Below are 17,464 nucleotides of genomic sequence, written 5' to 3' on the forward strand. Positions count from 1 at the left end.
ATCTACTGCACACTCGCCCGCAGCTCGCGCAGCTGCCGGACGCTGATCTTCTTCTTCGGCGGTTGCTCCGCCAGCTCGATCCGACGCCGCGCCTGCTCCACGAGCACCTGCTGCAGCGCCGGCGGGCGCGCCGCCACCGGCCGCAGGATCGGAGCGGACGGTGGTTTGAGGCCCAGCCGCTTCCGGCGCTCATGCTCGGCCTTGACGTCCGGGTCATCCGGGTCCGCGGTCCACCGCGACCACTCGGAATTGAGGTAGAAATCGTCCCGGTCGACCAGCCTGGCGATGTTCTCGTCGGTGGGCGTCCACTCCGGTGGCATCTCCTCGAGGAGGATCAGCAACTCGACGTGCCATAGCGACGCCCGGGCGTCGATCCACGACATGCCGTAGTGGCGGCGGAACCCGGCGACCGCCCGGCGGCACGCAGCAGGATCGACTAGGGCTGCGCACCCACGGTGAAAGACCCGTCGTCGCCGCGCAGCCCGGCGATCTGCGCCAGGCGCAGCGTCACCTGCCGGATCACCAGCATGGGCGTCTCCATCAACGCGTCGACGAAAGCGTCTCGGGTTTCCTGGTCACTGTCGGACAGGGCGGCGACGAGCGCGCGCAGCTGCTCGTCAATCGTCGGCTTCATGCCGCCCTCCGAGTGCAGCTCGATGATCCCGGCGACCTCGTCGCCGGTGAAGTCGCGGCGCACCGACAGGGAGCGCTCTCCGAGGGTGACCTCGACGGACTCGCCGCCGGCCAGAGCCAGGGAGTCGAGCAGGTTGATGGTCATGGGGTGATCCTCTCGATCATGGGAGTGGGAAAATTGGCGGCCGCCTTTTGTTGCGGGGCGCGGCCGCGTGCTCCCCGCCAGTCCCACCGGTTACGGGGACTCGGTGCCGCCGACGGTCATGCCCTCGGGCAGCTCCGGGATCACCTCGACCATCGGTTCCAGGAAGGTCAGCGTGAACTCCCAGCCGTCGAGGTTCTGGCCGTCGAGCGCGGCTCGGGTCGCCGGCGCCGACAGCGTCGCGCGCGGGCACCAGAACCACGACTCATCGACGCCATCACGGACGCAGGTCAGGAACGAGAACTCCTCTCCCTCACCCTGCACCATGTGGTACTTGTCGCCGACCTTGGTGATCTTCCCGCCCTGAGCACGGGTGAGCAGCGTGGCCTCGGTGTTGTCGACGGCCCGGAACTTCATGCCGTTCTCCAGCGGATCGCGGGCCACCTTGTACGGGGCCTGCCGGTAGTTCCAGACCTTCTTCTTCTCGACCTTCTGGTCGGAGGTGACCTCGAAGCCGGTCTCGATGCCTCCGAAGGCCTTCATGGAGCCTTCGATGGCCGTCTTGGTGAGCGTCGGCAGGTCGATGCCGGCCTCGCCGCGCCAGCCGTCGCCGTCGAGCCAGAGGTAAGCCTTGGAGGGATCAGCGTAAGTGGACATGTTGCCTTCTTTCCGCCCTGTTCAGGGCATGAAAAAGCCCATCCCCGCGGCGGGGATGGGTGAGATGGTTTTTCGGGTTGTCAGCGGCGGCGCAGGTGCACCTGGAACCGCACCGGGGCATAGAACAGCAGACGGTCCTTGCCCCGCTTTTCGTCGTAGAGCTGGATCGGCCCGTCGATCCACGTCGCCGACCAGGCATGCCGGTCGTCAAGAACGACGTTTTTTGCCCGGCCCAGCAGCTCCCCCGCCGTCGCGGCGATGTTCCAGGCCGTCACGTCCGGGTCCTCGTCGAAGCCGGTGACGTCGAGGTCAGGCACCCACGGGGTGACCTGGACCATCAGGCGGCGCAGCATCGGATCGGGGCCAACGTGTCCGACGACGGAGACGAGCACATGCGGCACCGTCAGGGGCTCGGGGAGGTCGCGGGTGGTAATCGTCCCGCCGTGCAGCAGCGCGACCAGCTCGGGCTGGTCGAGCAGCCATCGGCGGACCGCACCGGCGACGTAGGGCATCGGCTCACGGGCCATGGTCTACCTTCCCCTCGGGCGCATGCCCGAGTAGCGGCCGTAGGCCATGGCCGCGTTCGTCAGCGCCGCGTGCGCCGGGGTGTCGGAGGTGCCGTACTCCTTGTGGATCGCGTCGTCGTCGGTGTCGACCACCGTCACGGTGCCGCCACTGACCTCCACGGACATTCCGCCACGGTACGCGCCGGTCAACACCGGGGCCGCGCCTCGAGCGTCATTGACGATCTGGTTGGCGATCTCCCGCCGCCCCTCCAGCGTCTCCCGCTTCGTCTCCCGACGCAGCTGCTCCCGATACAGCGTCAGAATCGCTCTCACCGGCCGTCACCTCCTCCCTCTTCTTCCGCGCACGAGCTCGGGGCTTTCGAGCGTGTGCCTTAGCACGCTGGTGGGCACGGTCGTGAACGGAACCGATGGCGGTCCACACCTGGTTGCCGTCGTCGTCCACGAAGCTGGCCGTGATTCCGGTCATTTCTTCTCCTTCGCCCGCCGCACTCGCACGGCGGTGTACTCGGGTGGGTGTCCGGGGATGCCTCGCGGCATGCCGTCACTGATGCACTGCCAGACGTGGCCCTCGGGACTGACCATTTCGTCTACGTCGTTGATCTCGCCAACGACTCCCGATCCGGGCAGGAACATCACGAGCCGCTCGTCTCGAGTGGCGTTGCCGGATACCTCTTCGACGCCGGTCCACAGCGGAGCCTGAACCAAACCGGTTCCGGGAATCTCCATCACCGTTCCGGCGGTATCGTTGCCCGTCACGGGATCAACGTTGCCTCCGCTGCGCTTGCGGTGAATCCAGCCCGGCTGGAAAAGCACGGTTGCGCTCACCATGTCGTCCTCGGTTTCTTGCGGATGGAAAACACCCGCGGGGACGGGTCCGGTGGTGGGGTCAGGAGCATCAGCTCGTCGATCGTCAGGTACAGCAGCGAGCCTTCCCCGGCGCCGCCGTTATCAGACCACTCCATGGACACTTCTGGGTATGAGAGTTTGTCCATGCCGCCGCGCCTGGTTTTGGCCAAAGCCCGGGAAACCATCTCTTCGATGACGCCGGCGACGACGCCGACGTCGAGCTTTCCTTCCTGCACCCTCGCGGCGGTGGTCGGAAAGCGCTGGGCAATGATTGCCTCGGCGCGTATCACCCAGCGGCCGACCTGCTTGAGCTCCGTCTCGTTCAGGTCCGGCCAGACTTCGGGGAGAGGGTCAGTCAGCCACCTCGGCATCGTCGGCCTCCTCGGTCAGGTCGGTGTCGGCGTGGAGCTCCCACAGATCCTTGAGCTCCGCGCGCTTGGCGCCCTCGGGCACCTCGATCCCGCGAGACTCGAGGAACTCCGCCCACGCCTTCGCAGAAGCGTTGCCCGCCGGCGGCTCGGCGTCCACGACGGGCTCGCCCGGCGCGCTGTCGGTGGGGTCGGTGCCGGTGTCGGGCTCGTCGTCGACGGTGCGCCCGACCGGGTCGTCGGTGTTGGCGTCGGTATCGGACAGGTCGACGGTGTAGCCCTGCCGGTGGTAGTACTCCAGCTGGGTGATCGTCGGGTTGTTGCAGACGCCGTCGACGAAGGTGTCCGCGCCGACCCTGCCGCTGAAATCGCTGTTGGGGGCGTGGATGCGCATTAGGACGCCGCCACCTTGATGTTGCGGAAGACGGCGGCGGCCTTGGTGGCCTTGAGGGCCACGGCGGCCGGGCCGAATTCGACCTCACCTCGCTTGACGGCGCCGGCGGTGGAGAAGTCGGGCAGCCAGGTGCGGACCAGCTGGCCGGTCGTGGTGGACACGCCGTGGAAGCCGTCGAGGCCGACGCGGTAGGCGTAGAGCGACGTGGTGCCCGTGCCGGAGATCGGGATGATCGGGTCGTTGGTGCCGGGCTTGGTGCCGGCGTCGGCGAGGAGGATCGAACCGTAGGCCTCTCGTTCGATCGGGCGGCCGTTGGGTCCGAGGAGGCCTTCGACGGGGTTCTTGACGTACTGTCCGGCGCGGCGGGCCGCGGCGCGGACGCGCGCCATGGCCCGGGAGTTGCCGAGGATGATCGTCGGCGAGCCGTCGAGCAGCGCCAGGAACTCGTCGATGGCGTCGAGAGCCTTGTGCTCGGCGCGCGGGTTGGTGTCGAAGTCGGTCCAGTCGGTGGTGCCGGGGTTGTACTCGGTGGACGAGCCGATGAGTGCCTTGTCCAGTCCGTCGAAGCCGTTGGCCTCGACGGCAGTGTCGCCGTTGATCACGGCGTCGGCGAACTTGGCCTGGGCGGCCTTGATCTTCTGGCCCATCTGCAGGGAGACCTCGTTGGAGGCCGCCGGGCCGATGTTGGCCAGCACGCGGTCGATGGAGAACGAGCCGCCGAGGACGGCGAGGTCGACCGAGTGGCGCTCGGTGGTGACGTTCTGGTCGACGTACTCGGTATTGAGCTCGCGGAACGCGGCGGTGGCCTGGGTCTTGAGTCGGCGGTAGCCGTAGGACATCGTCGCGCCGCCGCCGGCCGGGTTGACGGCGGTGTCGAAGATCATGGTGTCCATGATCGCCGAGCCCTTGCGGAACTCGTCGATGACTGCCGGGTCGTAGTCTTCCTGGGCGTTGAGCTTGGCGTCTTCCAGGGTGATGGCCATTGGTGGGCCCCTTTCTAGTTGGTGAATCCGTAATGCGCATTGAGCGCGTCGGTGAGGTTGGCCGCTGCCTTGGCGGCGCGGCCACGACCCTGGCTCGGGTCGGAGGGGCCCGTGTACGGGCCCAGGGCGTCGGCCAACTGCTTGGCGTCCGCGCGCATCTCCTCGGGCGTCTCACCCTGGATGCGGCCCGCCATCGCGGCGGGGATCTTCAGCTCCGCGGCGACCGCCGCACGCTGTCGTTCGTGTTCGATCGCCGCGAGCTTCGCGACGACCTCGTCGTGTTTGGCTTTCAGTGCCTCGAGGTCGGCCGTGGCCTTCTCGGCCTCGGTCATTCCCTCGCGCTGGCGTTCCTTCTCCGCCGCCTCGAGCTCCGCGAGACGGGCCTCGGCCGCCTGGCGCTTGTCGCGCTCGCGGGCAAGGTCGGCGAGGACCGCCTCCTTCGAGCCGCGGCCCTTGGGGTCTTCCCCATCACCGTCGTCACCGTCGTCGCTCGCGCCGCTGCGATCGTCGTTGTCTCCGGTGTCCTGGTCGCCCCGGTCGCCATTGCCCGGCGCGGCGCCGTCGTTGCCGGCAGGCGGGGTGGGATCGTTGTTGGTGGCGCCGGGGCCGGCGGTGTTGGGGCCCTCGATGAAGCGGAGCCACGGGCGGTTGGTCTTCATGGTGGTGTCCTATCTGCCCGTTTTCGGGCATAGAAAAACCCCGCCACCCATCTCGGGTGCGGGGTTGGCGCGAAGTTGCGCTGGTTGTCTAGAGCGAAACGCCTGCGGGGATTCCGGCGTCGCTGTACTGGGACATTCGGTCGGACGGTCGGATCAGTCCGAGCCCGGCCATGATGTCCGCGTATTCCTCAGCTTCATGCTTGAGCATCAGGCACTCGTCCATGAAGCCCTGGACATGTTCGTCCCAAGGTGCATCGAGCCGGACAGTGTGCATCATCATGGTGTTAACCGTATACGCCTCTAAAAAACCTGTCCAGAGCAGGGACGACAAACTCTTCGAAATCATCGTCAGGCCATTGGGCGTAGCCGTCCAAATCCTCTCCTCCGCGGTGCCGGGCGACGACGTTATTCAATCGAGGGGCCTTCGACTTCACCGCCACCCATTGTGCATACGCCCTGGCGAAAACCTCTGGGTCAGATGCGAGATAACGCTGATGCGAAACGTCCTTGGTCCCCTGGGCCTTGGTGCTTTCCAAGAGCCGCACAGTTCTTGATCTCCTGATCTCCTTCATCGCCGTGTCGAATTCCGAACGGTGCTGGCTCCGAAGCGACCAGTCGATGTGATGCCCGAGCTCGTGAAGAACCGTGAGTTCTTGTCCCTGCCGTGTGCCATTGATGTCGATGCGGTTTTCTCTTAGATACGAGGTTCCACGCACCATGCTCTCTCCCGCGGGGACCCCGAACCGATCCCTCTTCATGAGTCGAACCTGTGGCTTCGGAAGCACAGCACCCGGCCCATGGGCCGCCCGCGCATAGCCAAAAGCCCGCTCAGAACGGGCTCTCAACTGCGCCGGCGTAGTCGTGATGCGCCGGTCGTAGTCGTGAACCGACCTTGCGTCAACGCGAGCTCGGCGCGCCCGGCGCGGCCCTCGGTTGCGGTTGATGTCGGCGAGGACGTCGTCAAGTCGGCGCCCCGGCGGGACACTGGTGATGTAGCCGTGCCGGTACAACTGCGCGATACGGCGCTTCGGATCGCCCTCGGTCTGCCGGACGATCTGGGGCACCGTCAGCCGGTCGAATGCCGGTGTTCCCCGGGGCACGTCGTCGGTGCCCAGGTAGTACTGGATGGCCCGGCTTCGCCGTGTCGTTCCTGAACGCGTGTACCGCTGTCCCACTGCCGCCATTCCCGATTGGGCGTTGACGACTTGGGCGAGATCAGCGCCCTCCCGGATCGCCGCGGCGCCTGACCGGGTGAAGTACTTGTTCTGGTCATCCTCGGACAGGCTGTTGAAGAACGCCATGCCGTCGAACTCCGGGCCCTCCCATGTGTCATCCGAGTCCATCGGGATCGGGATCTGCGAGCAGTCGCACCCGGGGTGGCGCTGGAACGGCTCGTCCCAGAACCCCTTCTTCCCCGCCAGCACGGCGCACCGGCTGCACGACGGCGGAGTCAGGATCCGGACGTAGAGCGTGCGGGGAGTCGCCAGCCCAGCCACCATCTTCGCCATCCGCGACGTGTCCGACAGCGCGGTTTGGGTGATCGTGGCCAGAAGCTCCCCGCCGGCTTGCCATGCGCGCAGCGGCGTCGACCCCGTTGCGAGGCGTTCTCGCACCCGGTTGGCGACGGCGGCGGGGATGAGGTCCAGCGGATCCCCATCGGGCATGCGGCCGGCGAACGCCCCGGGGCGGATATGCCCCAGGGGTTCGAGCTGGTAGCCCTGCGCCGTCAGGATCATCCCGTGAGTGAGCTGGACGAGCTCCGCGTTGTCGTACTGGGCTTGCGCGACGACGCGGATGACGTCCTGGCCTCGGGTGCGCTCCCAGTAGTCGATGTCCATCGGGCGTTTTCGGGGCATGACGTCGACACGCAGTTCCTGCAGCGCGCCGCGGATGACCGCCTGGCGGGCCTCAGCTTCCTCGCGTGCCCCCTTTGGCAGTGCCCGCGTGGACCTGGTGACCCCCATCAGCCACCACCTCCGGCATAGGCGGACGAGTCACCGAACGGTGGTCGCTCGAGCTTGTCGTCCGTGGAAAACACGCCGCGGGATTCCTCGTCGAGCCACCGCATTTCCTGGTCGATGCGGGCCTGCGAGTAGCCCATCTCATGCATGGCGCCGCGGGCCGACAGCACCGGGACTCCTCCGGTGCGCTTGGACACCGAGTCAGCCATCTCCGACAGCGTCGGCGTGCCCGGGTTGCGCCACTCCAGCTTGATCGGCGAGCCTTCGGGCCAGTTTCCGAGCCTCATGCGCTCGGCGATGCCCAGCACCCAGCCCCACATGGAGCCGGCGACCGTGTCCATTCGCTCGGCGGTTCGGGTCATGCGGGTCTCGTCGGCCTTGATGCCGCCCTCGGAGGCCGGATTGACGGTGGAGTGCCCCAGCATCCGCAGAGGCAGACCCGTGGCCCCGGACACCTGCTTGGTACACAACTCCATCGCGTTGATGAACCCATCGAGGCTGCCGGCAGGCAGCTGCTCGATGGATGCGCCGTCCTTCTTCGACGCGGAGATCGCCCAGATCGCGCCGAGGTAGGTGTCCCACTCGTCCAACGGTTCGCCGGTATCCGGGTCGACGAAGTCCTGCCGGGTCAGCCCGTAGGCGATCTTCTGCGGCGTGGACAGGGCTTCCATCGCCACCTGCAGATTCAGGACGATACGGGAGGCCATGTCCGTCCAGTGTTTGACGTCGGCCATCATCGTCGTGCCCTTCCACCGGCCCGACCTGCGGCGGGTGTAGGCCACGACGATGGGAACGCGCCCCAAGTTGTGGCGACGCCGCTCGTCATCGGCCCACTTGCCCTTCTGCCGCGAGATGTAGATCGTCTCGTCGGGCAGGTACAGGGTCAGGTGTTCCATCAGCCCCGTGTCCTCGTTGGTGTAGACCCGCAGGGCGGCCACCATGCGGCGCGTCAGGGGGTCGACCTTCACGGCGAAGTCTCGCGGCGACTCCACCCGGATAACCGGGCGAGTCTGGCCGTGCTCGCGGTCGGGCCAGCCGACCGAAACGACGGCGCGGCCCAGGACGAGGAGGTCCCGGTGCGCCAGCTGCGACTCGGAATCGAGGTTGTTGGCGTCCCAGTCGATGCGCAGGTCCTTGTCCTCGGTCGTGCTTCCGCTGCGCAACAGCAGCCGCGGTTCCATCCGCGATTCGATGGTCTCCACCCAGGTACGGCACCAGGACATGGGGAACGCAAACGCCTCCATCTCCGGGGGGATGGAGATTCCCAGCTGCCGGACGCGCTGTTGGGCGTCGAAGTAGCGCTCGTTTTCCTCGTCCTCACGACGCTGCTTCATCCACTCGAGGTGGAGCTCGTGCAGCAGCCGCGTTTCGTCCTTCGTGAGCACCAGCTACCTCCTTCCCCGGCCAAACACCAGTACCTTCGTGTCCGATTTCGGGCGCCAGCCCGCCGCATGTGCGTCCATCGCCGCCTCGTGGGCCAACACCGTGGCCATGGCGGGGTCGATTTTCTGTGTTTCGCTGGCCTTGGCCAGCACCCATTTCTGCCCTGGCTTGGCCGCCTTTTTCGCGTTGGCCACCGCCAACGTCGTCAGTGGGCAGCCATCGTGTCGGATGCGACCGGTGGACAAGTCCGTGCCGAAACGCTCCAACGCCGGATGCATGCGTCGTACCGAGTTCGTCGGCCACTCCAGGACGTGATCTTCGCCGTGGGACAGGGCCCAGTCGCCGATCTCCGACCGCCAATCCTGCGGGTCGCAGTACATCCGCTCGACCGACCACGTGGCGAACAGCTCGTCGACGGCGGCGTGGACCTCGTCCCGGGGAATCTGGCCGCCCCATTCATCGGGGTTCCAGATCGTCGGCCGCCTGTCCGGGCCGTACCGCGGAGTGAACGACAGGCCGTCGAACGTCTCACCGCGGATCGCGGTCCAGTCGTTGGACTCCGAGCCGTCAAACCCCAGGCAGATTGTCGTTTGCGGGTCAGGATTCGGCAGCCACCTCGGCAACACGTCCTGCATAGCGAGCCTCCCAGAGTCCATCGGGCAGCCATGAGCCGCGGCCGTAGGTGATGATGTTCCCGAAAAACCGCGCGGCCTGTTGCGGGTCCTTCGCGGAGATGTCGGCGGCCTCGGCCAAGATCGAATCGATGTCGACCCACGGAGAACCGCGGTAGACGTGCTCGAGGATCTTTCGCCGCTCCTCGACGCGGCTCCACCGCAGCCCAGACGGGGGCCGGCGGTAGAACACGTGGACGTCATCCATCGCTCGCTCGTAGGTTTGCTGGGCCACCGAGTTCTCCGACGCGTCCCACGCATTGGTCGTCTCGATCGCGCGGCCGCCCATGCCGGCCAAGCCGCGGCGCTGCGCGTCGGCGACAGCCTCCATCCGATTCGACTTCGTCCACAGGCCCGTCTCGTCCTGGCCGACGAAGCTCACCGGGTTGCCGACGCGAGAATTGGCATTCGCCGTCACCACGTCGATGCGGTCAGCGTCCTCACCGCCCTCATGCCCAAGGACGCGGACGAAGTTGCCGCGGTCGGCGAGCAGATGGCGCAGCGGGCCGAGCTGGATCATCGACCGCAAAGGCCGGTAGGTGTTGTCCACCTGGTCCTCCGACGTCGCCGTCATCTGGATCAGCGGCGACGGGTGCGGCCGGCCCTTCGGTTCGCCCGGCAAGTACTCGTGCCGGAAGCCGTAATCGTCCTCGTAGACCTCACCCTCTTCCGCCCACCCATCGAACTCGACCGGGCCGACCGCCTGGAGGATGTGCATCGACGCCATCCACGGCCCCTTCCCCGTCTTCTGAGGGCCGACGACAAGCTGGCGGCGGTACTCGAACGCCTGATTTCGCAGCGGCGCCCCGTCCCATTCCAGCCCGGCGCGGATCTGGCCGAATTTTGCGGAGCACCAGAACTGCCAATCGGACCAGACGAAGGGCTTGCCGCGGTCATACCCATCTGGGATGCGGCAGTAGTACTGGACCCAGGCGTCCCAGAGGTCGCCGAGGGTGGGGAAATCGACGACCCAGTCGTCGGAGTCGCTATGCACCGTCGATGGCGCGGAGCCTGCGTTGCGGTGAAGACGGGCGGGGCGCAGGCTCCGCCGGTCCTTCCTGCTGCTTGCCCTGGTCGTCCACGATGACCCACTCGTTCTCGCGAAGCCCGGCCGGCGACAGCCCGATGGAGTCGCCGAGGCGGAGCACTTGCGTCATGGTCGACGGCGAGGCGTCGGAGGCCTCCGACTTCACCGCCCAGCGGACGTAGTGGGCGATCGTCAGCCACCGCCATTCCTGGTGCACCCAGGCTGCCGCTTGCGGGAATCTCCACATGCGCTTCCAGATCGCGCGCTCTCGCGGGGAACCGGTGGGCAGTGGCCACTTCGGGATTTTGCCGTCGTAGCCGGAAGCCGGGAGCCGGGTGAATCCGTCCGGCAAGCCGCGGGCGTCCGACCGTTTCGAGGTCGGATCAGGGGCCGGGCCAGAGCGGTTTCGCGCTCCGCCAGATCCGACTCCACCCATTCAAAAACACCTCCCGACCTGCTGTTTTTTGAACTATGCGCACCCTTTTCTCACCTCCGGCGCGGCGCAGGCCGCCGGGCCGGTCGGTGCACCCCCCTGGGGCCTGGGGCTGCGGCTGCGCTACTCACCCGGGCTTCACGTTCGGTACCTCTGTCCGGTGGCCTGCCCGTGGCGGGAGTTGCACGACCGGCACAGTACCGTCAGCGGGCCGGCACCTTCCCCGGTGTCGGCCACCGCGTGCGAGTGCTCAGCGGTGAGGTCTCCTTCGGAAACCGCGTGCGGCGCCCGGCCGAAACCGGGGCACCACCACCCGTTGACGGATACCCATGCCCGGACGGTCGCGGCGCGGCGCTTGCGCTCCGCCCAATCGCGGGTGCGCTTGGTCGGCACGGTTGCCCGTTGCCAGCGTTCGTACTCGGCAAGGTGCCGGCGGCAGCGCCCGAAGGACACCGCAAGCTCCGGGCACCCGGGCTCCGAGCAGACGGTCCTCGCTCGGGCCATCAGCGCCCCGATCCCAGTGAAGGGTGGTGCAACGACAAACGCCGCGTGCCTCCCGTATCCGGGCAGCCGCGACGATCAAGCGCAGCGTACCACACAACGTGGGCACCGCTGGTCACAGCGCTGCACCATGATCGGTCGCGCGCGTCGCCGCAGTCCGCTCGTCCATGCCGCGCGCCCATTCAACGACCTCGGCAAGCCGGTACTTGCGGCCGCCGTCATCGTCGTGCCGTACGCCGATGGCGCCCTGCTCTCCCCATCTCCTGATGCTGCGGCGGGACACGCGGACGCCCAACACTTCACAGGCCCTGGCCATCTCCAGCTCCGTGCCCCACTGCTCGGCGACGGGTGTGCGTGGTGGCGCATCCGGTGCAGCGGCCGGAGCCGGCGGGTCAACCAGGTCGGCCACCTCGCGGGCGGACTGGGCGATATGTCCGGCGAGCTCACGAGCCCACGGCATCTCGCTGATGACCGGGAGCTGCGCATGCAGGTGCGCGGCCACCACGTGCATCTCGTTGCCGCCCGGCGCGCCAACCCCGGCAGTGCTGGCCAGGCGCATGCACCACCGGGCCATGCGCACGCCGACGTCCATGCGCACCTGCATCACCCGCAGTACCGCCGGCGGGCGGGAGCCCGGGCGCTTGGCAGGGCGGCCAGCGTTCGTCCCGGAAGAGGGAGTCGTCGGCTCCAGCATGTCGGCGAGCAACGGGCCCAGGACCTCCAGCGTGTGCAGGTCACGGCCCAGCATGTCCTGCTCGACTTCAGTCAAGTAGTTCTCCATCAGCGCCTGCGCTTCCTTCTCGATCTCGAACCCCTGGTCTTCTTCCGGGAAGAGGGCATGCGGCGGCCAGGCTCTGCCCGGCCCTCCACAGGCCCAGCCCCACCCGACCCGACCCGGCCCGTCCCGGACAGTCCAGATCTGTCAGCCCTGCGATCTAGATCCGGGATAGATCCCAGATCTAGATCCGGAGGCGGCGGCGGATCATCCGGCGCCGCGGCCGCCGGCGGCGGTGGGGCAGGCCGCGGCAGCTGTGCATCGGTGGGCTTGTGCGTGCTCCCGCTGGCGGCGAGGTCGCTAGCCCTGGGGTGGATACGGTCGGAGTGCTCGTGCGCCGGCTGGCTGCCGGGTCGATGCTGCATATGCGTGCTCCCGCTGGCGGCGGGGTCGCTAGCCCATTCGGGAATGGCGGCGACGTCGTCGTCCCATTCGGTGGTGGGCTTCGTGCTCCCGCTGGAGGCGAGGTCGCTGCCCTGGTGGTGGGCACCCGGCATGTGCGTGCTCCCGCTGGAGGCGAGGTCGCTAGCCGGGTGCGGCTGCTCTGCGTTCGCCGGCTGGCTGCCGGGTCGCGGTTGAATAGCGGTATCCGACTGGTTGCCGGGTCGCTCCGGGTTGCCCGGCTGGTTGCCGGGTCTCGGGTGCGCGAGGGGCAGCTGCTCCTGGCGCGGGTCTTCGTCCAGGGACAGGCCGAACATCTCGGCCCATCCCTTGCGCGCCCAGAAGGCGCGGGTGCTGTCGGTGTATCGGGGGCGGTTCGGGGCGGGCAGCAACCACAGCCCGGCCGATCCGTTGGCGTCGCCATCGTTACGCTTCGAGTTGCAGCTGCGGCACGCCACGACCATGTCGTCCGGGCCGAGATCATCGCCCCGGCGCAGGTGGTCGTAGGTCGCGCCACGGTTGCCTCGGCGGTCGGCCCACTCGACGGAGACGCCGCACCATCGGCAGCAATCGCCGTCGCGGTGCCGGACGTGCGCGATGAGTTCCTCGTCGCGGTTGTCGCGCTTGCGCTGACGGTCGTTCTCGACCTGCCATGCCTCCTTGAAATCCACGAACTCCACGTCCTTGAGCAGCTTCCACTGCTCGACGTCGCCACCTTGGTCGATCCTCGTCATCAGCCCGGCGCGTTCGCAGATGCCGATGAGGTGGGATGCGGTGGCGCGGTCGCCGAAGGCGGCCATGATGGCCTCGCCGAATCCGACGACGCCGTCGGTGAGGTGGCCGGCGGTGAGGGTGACCAGGCCCATGTAGAAGCCGTAGGCGGCCGGGGCGTAGACGGGGTGGATATCTCGGCGCGCGGCGATGGACAGCAGGCGGGGGTTGGTGAGCGCGTCGTCGCTGGACTTGACCCATGGCATCAGGCATCACTCCCGGAACGGGGCTGCCCGACGTGGTGTCGGTCTGCGTGCGGCGGCATTGTGGTCTCCATCTGCTGGTCATCAAGCGCGGTCATCATCGGTGGGGCGTGGTCTAGGGGTCGCGGCATCGCATGGTGGTCTCCTATTCGTCGAGGGCCCGGTAGTCGGGGATCTCGGGCAGCGGGATTGAGCCGGACTCCCACTCGCGGCGCGTTGCGGCGATCGCGCAGGACTGGGCGACGGAGCAGACGTGCTCGGTGCCGTCTGGGTCTTCGACGACGATGCGGCGCTCCGTCCAGCCATCGGAGCCGCCAGCCGGCCAGTCTGGATTCCGGGGTACCGAGTAGGCTCGGACCAGGCGGCGCCACTGCACGGCGGTAGGCGCTGCCTGTGTCTCGGGGCGGCACCAGATCAACCGGCCCCACCATCGCGGGTCGTGCAGATGCCTGGTGCTCAAGCTGGCGGAGTAGTCGGGCTTGCGGAAGCCCTTGCCGTCGTCGGCGGGGACTTGCTCTCCGCAGTCGACGGCGGGCGCTGGCGAGATGAGCGTCCGCGGGATGAGCTCCATCTGCGGCGCGCTCATGATGCGTCTCGCTTCCTGCGGCGCAGCGTCGGGAACTGGCCGATGGTGCCGGCCCGCTTGTGCCGGGCACTGCAGGACTGGCACAGGCCGCGACCCGCGTGGCGGGCGAGCAGTGTGCCGTCGTCTGCGAGTCGCTCATGGAGCGGGGCGTGGCTCAGCGTCATGGCGATGCCGCAGTCCCGACACGAGGGGACCTCCGGTGTGGTGACGCGCAGGCGGCGCCAGCGGCGGCCGGCGACGATGCCGTCGAGCGGTTCGCCATCCGCTTCCTTGTCCTGCAGGTACCGCGTGCAGGCGTCGAGAGCGGGACAGCGGCGGCAGCGGAGGATCGCGGTGCGGTGGCGGCGTGCCACCACGCGATGGTCCTCGCCCTCGTGCTGGGAGTCCCAGGCTTCCGGAGATGTGCGGCACGGTGCCGCGGCCATCGCAGCCTCCGGGGACATTCGTGGATGACGAGTCATGCCGCGTCACCTGCCCTGATGAGGGCGTCGCGCTTGCGGGCCCGCAGGCGGCGCAGAACCCCGAGGATCTGATTCGCGCCGGCGGCAGCATCAAGGACGAGTGCAGTCATGGCACGATCTCCCAGCTGACGTACTGGTAGGGGCCCGAAACGTCGGGGTGGTGGACGATGTACCAGGTTGTTGCGCGAGTAATCGTCGTAGTTTCCAGGCCTGTTCGGTTCGCGGCGAAGTCCTCGAAGCACTGCTCAGGGGTCTCGTCGCCCATGTCCACGTAGACGATGTGCGGAGCGCCGCGCTTCGGCTGCCAGTTCTTGACGACCATCACCGTGTTGCCCGGCGCGATTCGCACTCCGTCGTAGGTCCGATAGCGGTCGCGGGCCTCTTCCAGAACCGCGGCAGGGTCGAGGCCGGCTTCCCGGCACCTTTCCTCGTACTTGGTGGTGTCCTCGCCGGTTTGCACGGCGCGGATGTAGTGGCCCGCGCGGTAGTACTGCTTCGAGCACTTCTCGCCGTAGATGGGGTGCTCGCGGAAGGGGAATCCCGCGATGGTGCCGTCTTCGCCGAATCCGTGGTTGGACTGCAGCAGGAAGCCTGCGCGCTCGGTCATTCCGCAGATGGGGCAGGTCTGGGGCATCTGGTGCCAGGTCGGGGCTTCTTTCGGGTCGTCGAACAGCGACAGCTGGTCAAGCATTGTCTGCCTCCTGGTGGATGGTCACCGGGCGGGAGAGGTCTACGCGGGCGAGGTCTCGGGTGTCGATTTCTACGTTCAGGACCGTGGCGTAGACGCGCCGGTATGCGCCGGCGCGGCCACGCTCAGTGATGGTGCGGGTCTCGGAGCCGACGATCACGCCGGCGATCATCTGGGCATCTGGGTCTCGGCTCATTGGGTATCGCCGTCCCAGGTAAATCGAGGATCCGGGCGGACAGTGCCTACGGCGGACTCCCACAGGCCGTCTTCCCGGCGGCGCCAGACGAAGCCGTAGACATCGATGCGGGTGCTCTTCTCGGTCATCGCTGCACCACTCCCCACTCGGCGAGGCGGATCTGCTCCGCTTCGTCCAGTGCTGCGCGCACCTCGGCTACGGATGCGCCCGGCTGAAGCTCATCGAGCGGGGCGCGGGCCGGTGAGCGGCGCACACCCTGGGCCATGCGGAGCCACATCAGGTCGGCCTCCGCGATCTGCCCGTTCTGCGCGGTGCGGGCGAGGACGGTGGCGGCGGCCGGAATGTCGCGGTAGCCGATGATCGGCAGCTGCATGATCGACCAGTCCGCGTCCTCGGGGGTCAGGCCGGCGGCGACGAGCATCGCCCACGGCGTGATGGCGTAGTTGGTGATCATCACTCCGCACCGTCCTCGACCGGGATGGACGGGGACACCAGACGCCGGACGATCTGCACGACGTCGGCGTCCTCCATGACGCGGGTGGCCTCGCGCTGGGCGGCGGCGATGGTTTCGTGCCACGTCCACGGCTCCCACAGGGGCCGGCCCTGCTCGCCGTAGGCCACGCCGTACTCCGCGCGCATCTGCGCCTGGTCCTCGAGCACGGTGCGCAGCAGGTCGTGGGCCTCGTCGTTGCTCATGCCCTGCCACTGGTCCATTCGGGCCAGGGCGTCATCGGCTTCCTGCGGGGTCACGACAGGCCCCCGATCGGCTTGGCACTCACGACCCGCAGGGCTGGGCTCGATTCCTGGCCATGGCTCTCGACGTCGCCGGTGGCTCCGTCGACGATCGGGCCCGGCGGCGTGCCGTCCCCGTCGTCCTCGCCGTCGTTTTCGTCGGCGTCGTCGCGGCGGCACACCCACACGGCGGCGAAGTCGCCGGCACGCGCGAAGAACCGGCCCCCGATCTCCGTGGCCTCGAGGCGAAGCACCTCGCCCAGCGACGCCGCGGCTTTCATCAGCTCGGAGGCCTGCGTCGGCGTCATCTCCACGGCGGTATCCGCGAAACCAGGGCCGGCTTCATCGCCGTAACCATCGGCGGCGGCCATCGCCGCGTCGTGCATCTCTTCGACCTCCACGGCGACCTCGCGGATCGCCGCGAACACAGCGCCCTCCTTCTGCCGCCAGGACAGGGCCGGGCGGCGGGTGCGGTGCGTGCAGATCGGCAGCCCATAGAGCAGCTCGAGCTCCAGCGCATCAGCCGTGTGCGTCAGAAGTGCCTCGACCGGGTTGTCCTTCGACACCTTGTGACGGCAGATCTTCGCCAACTCGCGGGCCGTGGCCGGGGTGATCTCCACCGCGCCGGCCGAGATCGCATCGGCCTCGGGAACGATGCACGCCGCCATCGTCTGCGGATTGCGGGCGGTGACCACCATCGCGCCGGTGTCGGACACCTCGATGCGCACCGTGTCGAACGTCGCCGATTCATCGCGGGCGTCGGCGATATGCGCCACCGACATCAGGGCGCGGGCCAGCTGCTCGGCCGGGGCCTGCGCCTGGATCCGTGAGATCGCGGACTTTGGCTCTTCAACAGCGCTCATTGTTGCGCCTCCTTCATTTCAATGGCCAGCTGGCCAGGGATTTCGTCGGGTTCGTGCTTCTTCGATTCGATCCAGCGGTGGATACCCGCGCGGCGCCCCGGCGGCAGGGACTCCCACCACCGCCACGCCTCTCGGTCGTCGTCCTCAGCGGTCATTCGCCCCTCCCCCGATGCCGACGGCGCGAGCCGCGCTTGGCCATCTCCAGGCGGATGCGCTCCGCCGGGTCCCGCCGGCGGCGGATGCGCTCGCGGTGCTCCGGCGGCATGCCGACGCCACTGTGCGGGCGGCGGGCGACGCAGGAGACCACGTGCGGGCGGAAGAGCAGCTCGCCGGCGGCGCGCCGCTCCTCGGCGTCATGGCGGCCCAGTACCTCGGCGCGGCCGGCGACCAGACGGACCACGCCCGCCGGATCACACGACGCATCGAGCGCAAGGCGTTTTCCCGTCGTGGTTTCGCGCCACATGATCGGGTCGCCGCAATCGCGGCAGTACGCCTCGTCCGGGCCGCGGGGTGCCATCAGCGCCACCGCCTCGGAACCAGCAGCCCCACGGTCTCGCGGACGGCGATCCACGCACACGCACGAATGCTCGGCCTCCGCGGCGCCTCGGCACGACGGCGAGTCG

General features: G+C 68.2%; 28 protein-coding genes. All 28 read right to left on the reverse strand.

All coding sequences use genetic code 11. The annotated features are described in order from the left end of the window. Positions 1 to 2 precede the first annotated feature (2 nt). A complete protein-coding gene (locus CHAN_RS10260; RefSeq protein ID WP_290289464.1) occupies positions 3 to 383 on the reverse strand; it encodes a hypothetical protein in 381 nt (126 codons plus the stop codon). Between the two features lie 53 nt (positions 384 to 436). Then, complete coding sequence (locus tag CHAN_RS10265; protein ID WP_290289466.1) at positions 437 to 778, reverse strand: hypothetical protein; 342 nt, start codon at positions 776 to 778, stop codon at positions 437 to 439. 90 nt (positions 779 to 868) lie between these two features. Then, on the reverse strand, positions 869 to 1,432 hold the full coding sequence (locus CHAN_RS10270; RefSeq protein WP_290289467.1) for a hypothetical protein: 564 nt from the start codon (positions 1,430 to 1,432) through the stop codon (positions 869 to 871). A gap of 80 nt (positions 1,433 to 1,512) precedes the next feature. Further along, positions 1,513 to 1,959: a hypothetical protein gene (locus tag CHAN_RS10275; RefSeq protein ID WP_290289469.1), complete on the reverse strand. Its 447-nt coding sequence runs from the start codon at positions 1,957 to 1,959 to the stop codon at positions 1,513 to 1,515. A 3-nt stretch (positions 1,960 to 1,962) separates the two neighbouring features. Then, positions 1,963 to 2,271, reverse strand: a complete 309-nt coding sequence (locus tag CHAN_RS10280; RefSeq protein WP_290289471.1) for a hypothetical protein — start codon at positions 2,269 to 2,271, stop codon at positions 1,963 to 1,965. Between the two features lie 150 nt (positions 2,272 to 2,421). Next, on the reverse strand, positions 2,422 to 2,787 hold the full coding sequence (locus CHAN_RS10285; protein WP_290289474.1) for a hypothetical protein: 366 nt from the start codon (positions 2,785 to 2,787) through the stop codon (positions 2,422 to 2,424). Next, positions 2,781 to 3,176 carry a hypothetical protein gene (locus CHAN_RS10290; protein WP_290289476.1) on the reverse strand — a complete coding sequence of 132 codons (396 nt, stop codon included), beginning with the start codon at positions 3,174 to 3,176 and terminating at the stop codon, positions 2,781 to 2,783. Before CHAN_RS10290 ends, CHAN_RS10285 begins: the two co-directional genes overlap by 7 nt. Further along, positions 3,157 to 3,567 carry a hypothetical protein gene (locus tag CHAN_RS10295; protein WP_290289478.1) on the reverse strand — a complete coding sequence of 137 codons (411 nt, stop codon included), beginning with the start codon at positions 3,565 to 3,567 and terminating at the stop codon, positions 3,157 to 3,159. The genes CHAN_RS10290 and CHAN_RS10295 overlap by 20 nt, the downstream gene beginning before the upstream one ends. Next, entirely contained in the window at positions 3,567 to 4,550 is a 984-nt protein-coding gene (locus CHAN_RS10300) for a major capsid protein (protein ID WP_290289480.1), read from the reverse strand. The genes CHAN_RS10295 and CHAN_RS10300 overlap by 1 nt, the downstream gene beginning before the upstream one ends. A gap of 14 nt (positions 4,551 to 4,564) precedes the next feature. Continuing rightward, on the reverse strand, positions 4,565 to 5,209 hold the full coding sequence (locus CHAN_RS10305) for a capsid assembly scaffolding protein Gp46 family protein (protein ID WP_290289482.1): 645 nt from the start codon (positions 5,207 to 5,209) through the stop codon (positions 4,565 to 4,567). Between the two features lie 88 nt (positions 5,210 to 5,297). Further along, positions 5,298 to 5,489 carry a hypothetical protein gene (locus tag CHAN_RS10310; protein WP_290289484.1) on the reverse strand — a complete coding sequence of 64 codons (192 nt, stop codon included), beginning with the start codon at positions 5,487 to 5,489 and terminating at the stop codon, positions 5,298 to 5,300. Positions 5,490 to 5,493: 4 nt separating this feature from the next. Next, positions 5,494 to 7,173, reverse strand: a complete 1,680-nt coding sequence (locus CHAN_RS10315; protein ID WP_290289486.1) for a hypothetical protein — start codon at positions 7,171 to 7,173, stop codon at positions 5,494 to 5,496. Then, entirely contained in the window at positions 7,173 to 8,555 is a 1,383-nt protein-coding gene (locus CHAN_RS10320; RefSeq protein ID WP_290289488.1) for a phage portal protein, read from the reverse strand. Before CHAN_RS10320 ends, CHAN_RS10315 begins: the two co-directional genes overlap by 1 nt. A gap of 3 nt (positions 8,556 to 8,558) precedes the next feature. After that, a complete protein-coding gene (locus tag CHAN_RS10325) occupies positions 8,559 to 9,188 on the reverse strand; it encodes a terminase TerL endonuclease subunit (RefSeq protein WP_290289490.1) in 630 nt (209 codons plus the stop codon). Continuing rightward, complete coding sequence (locus CHAN_RS10330; protein WP_290289492.1) at positions 9,151 to 10,218, reverse strand: terminase large subunit domain-containing protein; 1,068 nt, start codon at positions 10,216 to 10,218, stop codon at positions 9,151 to 9,153. Before CHAN_RS10330 ends, CHAN_RS10325 begins: the two co-directional genes overlap by 38 nt. Further along, positions 10,211 to 10,498, reverse strand: coding sequence for a hypothetical protein (locus CHAN_RS10335; protein ID WP_290289494.1), 288 nt, complete (start codon positions 10,496 to 10,498; stop codon positions 10,211 to 10,213). The genes CHAN_RS10330 and CHAN_RS10335 overlap by 8 nt, the downstream gene beginning before the upstream one ends. An 802-nt stretch (positions 10,499 to 11,300) precedes the next feature. After that, on the reverse strand, positions 11,301 to 11,966 hold the full coding sequence (locus CHAN_RS10340) for a hypothetical protein (RefSeq protein ID WP_290289496.1): 666 nt from the start codon (positions 11,964 to 11,966) through the stop codon (positions 11,301 to 11,303). Continuing rightward, on the reverse strand, positions 11,966 to 13,318 hold the full coding sequence (locus tag CHAN_RS10345) for a hypothetical protein (protein ID WP_290289498.1): 1,353 nt from the start codon (positions 13,316 to 13,318) through the stop codon (positions 11,966 to 11,968). The genes CHAN_RS10340 and CHAN_RS10345 overlap by 1 nt, the downstream gene beginning before the upstream one ends. Before the next feature lie 142 nt (positions 13,319 to 13,460). Next, a complete protein-coding gene (locus CHAN_RS10350; protein ID WP_290289500.1) occupies positions 13,461 to 13,901 on the reverse strand; it encodes a hypothetical protein in 441 nt (146 codons plus the stop codon). Continuing rightward, positions 13,898 to 14,254 carry a hypothetical protein gene (locus CHAN_RS10355; RefSeq protein WP_290289501.1) on the reverse strand — a complete coding sequence of 119 codons (357 nt, stop codon included), beginning with the start codon at positions 14,252 to 14,254 and terminating at the stop codon, positions 13,898 to 13,900. The genes CHAN_RS10350 and CHAN_RS10355 overlap by 4 nt, the downstream gene beginning before the upstream one ends. 214 nt (positions 14,255 to 14,468) lie before the next feature. Further along, complete coding sequence (locus CHAN_RS10360; protein ID WP_290289502.1) at positions 14,469 to 15,053, reverse strand: hypothetical protein; 585 nt, start codon at positions 15,051 to 15,053, stop codon at positions 14,469 to 14,471. Continuing rightward, positions 15,046 to 15,246 carry a hypothetical protein gene (locus CHAN_RS10365; protein ID WP_290289505.1) on the reverse strand — a complete coding sequence of 67 codons (201 nt, stop codon included), beginning with the start codon at positions 15,244 to 15,246 and terminating at the stop codon, positions 15,046 to 15,048. Before CHAN_RS10365 ends, CHAN_RS10360 begins: the two co-directional genes overlap by 8 nt. Next, positions 15,243 to 15,374 (reverse strand): hypothetical protein, encoded by a 132-nt coding sequence (locus tag CHAN_RS10370; RefSeq protein ID WP_290289506.1) that lies wholly within the window; start codon positions 15,372 to 15,374, stop codon positions 15,243 to 15,245. Before CHAN_RS10370 ends, CHAN_RS10365 begins: the two co-directional genes overlap by 4 nt. Continuing rightward, a complete protein-coding gene (locus CHAN_RS10375; protein WP_290289509.1) occupies positions 15,371 to 15,700 on the reverse strand; it encodes a hypothetical protein in 330 nt (109 codons plus the stop codon). The genes CHAN_RS10370 and CHAN_RS10375 overlap by 4 nt, the downstream gene beginning before the upstream one ends. Next, positions 15,700 to 15,996, reverse strand: a complete 297-nt coding sequence (locus tag CHAN_RS10380) for a hypothetical protein (protein ID WP_290289511.1) — start codon at positions 15,994 to 15,996, stop codon at positions 15,700 to 15,702. The genes CHAN_RS10375 and CHAN_RS10380 overlap by 1 nt, the downstream gene beginning before the upstream one ends. After that, positions 15,993 to 16,841: a hypothetical protein gene (locus CHAN_RS10385; protein WP_048744737.1), complete on the reverse strand. Its 849-nt coding sequence runs from the start codon at positions 16,839 to 16,841 to the stop codon at positions 15,993 to 15,995. The genes CHAN_RS10380 and CHAN_RS10385 overlap by 4 nt, the downstream gene beginning before the upstream one ends. After that, entirely contained in the window at positions 16,838 to 16,996 is a 159-nt protein-coding gene (locus CHAN_RS10390) for a hypothetical protein (protein WP_153251655.1), read from the reverse strand. Before CHAN_RS10390 ends, CHAN_RS10385 begins: the two co-directional genes overlap by 4 nt. Continuing rightward, complete coding sequence (locus CHAN_RS10395; RefSeq protein ID WP_290289517.1) at positions 16,993 to 17,358, reverse strand: hypothetical protein; 366 nt, start codon at positions 17,356 to 17,358, stop codon at positions 16,993 to 16,995. The genes CHAN_RS10390 and CHAN_RS10395 overlap by 4 nt, the downstream gene beginning before the upstream one ends. Between the last annotated feature and the right edge of the window lie 106 nt (positions 17,359 to 17,464).

This window comes from Corynebacterium hansenii (genome assembly GCF_030408795.1).
Taxonomy (GTDB): Bacteria; Actinomycetota; Actinomycetes; order Mycobacteriales; family Mycobacteriaceae; genus Corynebacterium; species Corynebacterium hansenii.

Coding starts and splice junctions, on each gene's coding strand:
- CHAN_RS10260 (WP_290289464.1), bottom strand. CDS start 383: ATGTCGTGGATCGACGCCCGGGCGTCGCTATGGCACGTCGAGTTGCTG.
- CHAN_RS10265 (WP_290289466.1), bottom strand. CDS start 778: ATGACCATCAACCTGCTCGACTCCCTGGCTCTGGCCGGCGGCGAGTCC.
- CHAN_RS10270 (WP_290289467.1), bottom strand. CDS start 1,432: ATGTCCACTTACGCTGATCCCTCCAAGGCTTACCTCTGGCTCGACGGC.
- CHAN_RS10275 (WP_290289469.1), bottom strand. CDS start 1,959: ATGGCCCGTGAGCCGATGCCCTACGTCGCCGGTGCGGTCCGCCGATGG.
- CHAN_RS10285 (WP_290289474.1), bottom strand. CDS start 2,787: ATGGTGAGCGCAACCGTGCTTTTCCAGCCGGGCTGGATTCACCGCAAG.
- CHAN_RS10290 (WP_290289476.1), bottom strand. CDS start 3,176: ATGCCGAGGTGGCTGACTGACCCTCTCCCCGAAGTCTGGCCGGACCTG.
- CHAN_RS10295 (WP_290289478.1), bottom strand. CDS start 3,567: ATGCGCATCCACGCCCCCAACAGCGATTTCAGCGGCAGGGTCGGCGCG.
- CHAN_RS10300 (WP_290289480.1), bottom strand. CDS start 4,550: ATGGCCATCACCCTGGAAGACGCCAAGCTCAACGCCCAGGAAGACTAC.
- CHAN_RS10305 (WP_290289482.1), bottom strand. CDS start 5,209: ATGAAGACCAACCGCCCGTGGCTCCGCTTCATCGAGGGCCCCAACACC.
- CHAN_RS10310 (WP_290289484.1), bottom strand. CDS start 5,489: ATGATGATGCACACTGTCCGGCTCGATGCACCTTGGGACGAACATGTC.
- CHAN_RS10315 (WP_290289486.1), bottom strand. CDS start 7,173: ATGGGGGTCACCAGGTCCACGCGGGCACTGCCAAAGGGGGCACGCGAG.
- CHAN_RS10325 (WP_290289490.1), bottom strand. CDS start 9,188: ATGCAGGACGTGTTGCCGAGGTGGCTGCCGAATCCTGACCCGCAAACG.
- CHAN_RS10335 (WP_290289494.1), bottom strand. CDS start 10,498: ATGTGGAGATTCCCGCAAGCGGCAGCCTGGGTGCACCAGGAATGGCGG.
- CHAN_RS10340 (WP_290289496.1), bottom strand. CDS start 11,966: ATGGAGAACTACTTGACTGAAGTCGAGCAGGACATGCTGGGCCGTGAC.
- CHAN_RS10345 (WP_290289498.1), bottom strand. CDS start 13,318: ATGCCATGGGTCAAGTCCAGCGACGACGCGCTCACCAACCCCCGCCTG.
- CHAN_RS10350 (WP_290289500.1), bottom strand. CDS start 13,901: ATGAGCGCGCCGCAGATGGAGCTCATCCCGCGGACGCTCATCTCGCCA.
- CHAN_RS10360 (WP_290289502.1), bottom strand. CDS start 15,053: ATGCTTGACCAGCTGTCGCTGTTCGACGACCCGAAAGAAGCCCCGACC.
- CHAN_RS10365 (WP_290289505.1), bottom strand. CDS start 15,246: ATGAGCCGAGACCCAGATGCCCAGATGATCGCCGGCGTGATCGTCGGC.
- CHAN_RS10370 (WP_290289506.1), bottom strand. CDS start 15,374: ATGACCGAGAAGAGCACCCGCATCGATGTCTACGGCTTCGTCTGGCGC.
- CHAN_RS10375 (WP_290289509.1), bottom strand. CDS start 15,700: ATGATCACCAACTACGCCATCACGCCGTGGGCGATGCTCGTCGCCGCC.
- CHAN_RS10385 (WP_048744737.1), bottom strand. CDS start 16,841: ATGAGCGCTGTTGAAGAGCCAAAGTCCGCGATCTCACGGATCCAGGCG.
- CHAN_RS10390 (WP_153251655.1), bottom strand. CDS start 16,996: ATGACCGCTGAGGACGACGACCGAGAGGCGTGGCGGTGGTGGGAGTCC.
- CHAN_RS10395 (WP_290289517.1), bottom strand. CDS start 17,358: ATGGCACCCCGCGGCCCGGACGAGGCGTACTGCCGCGATTGCGGCGAC.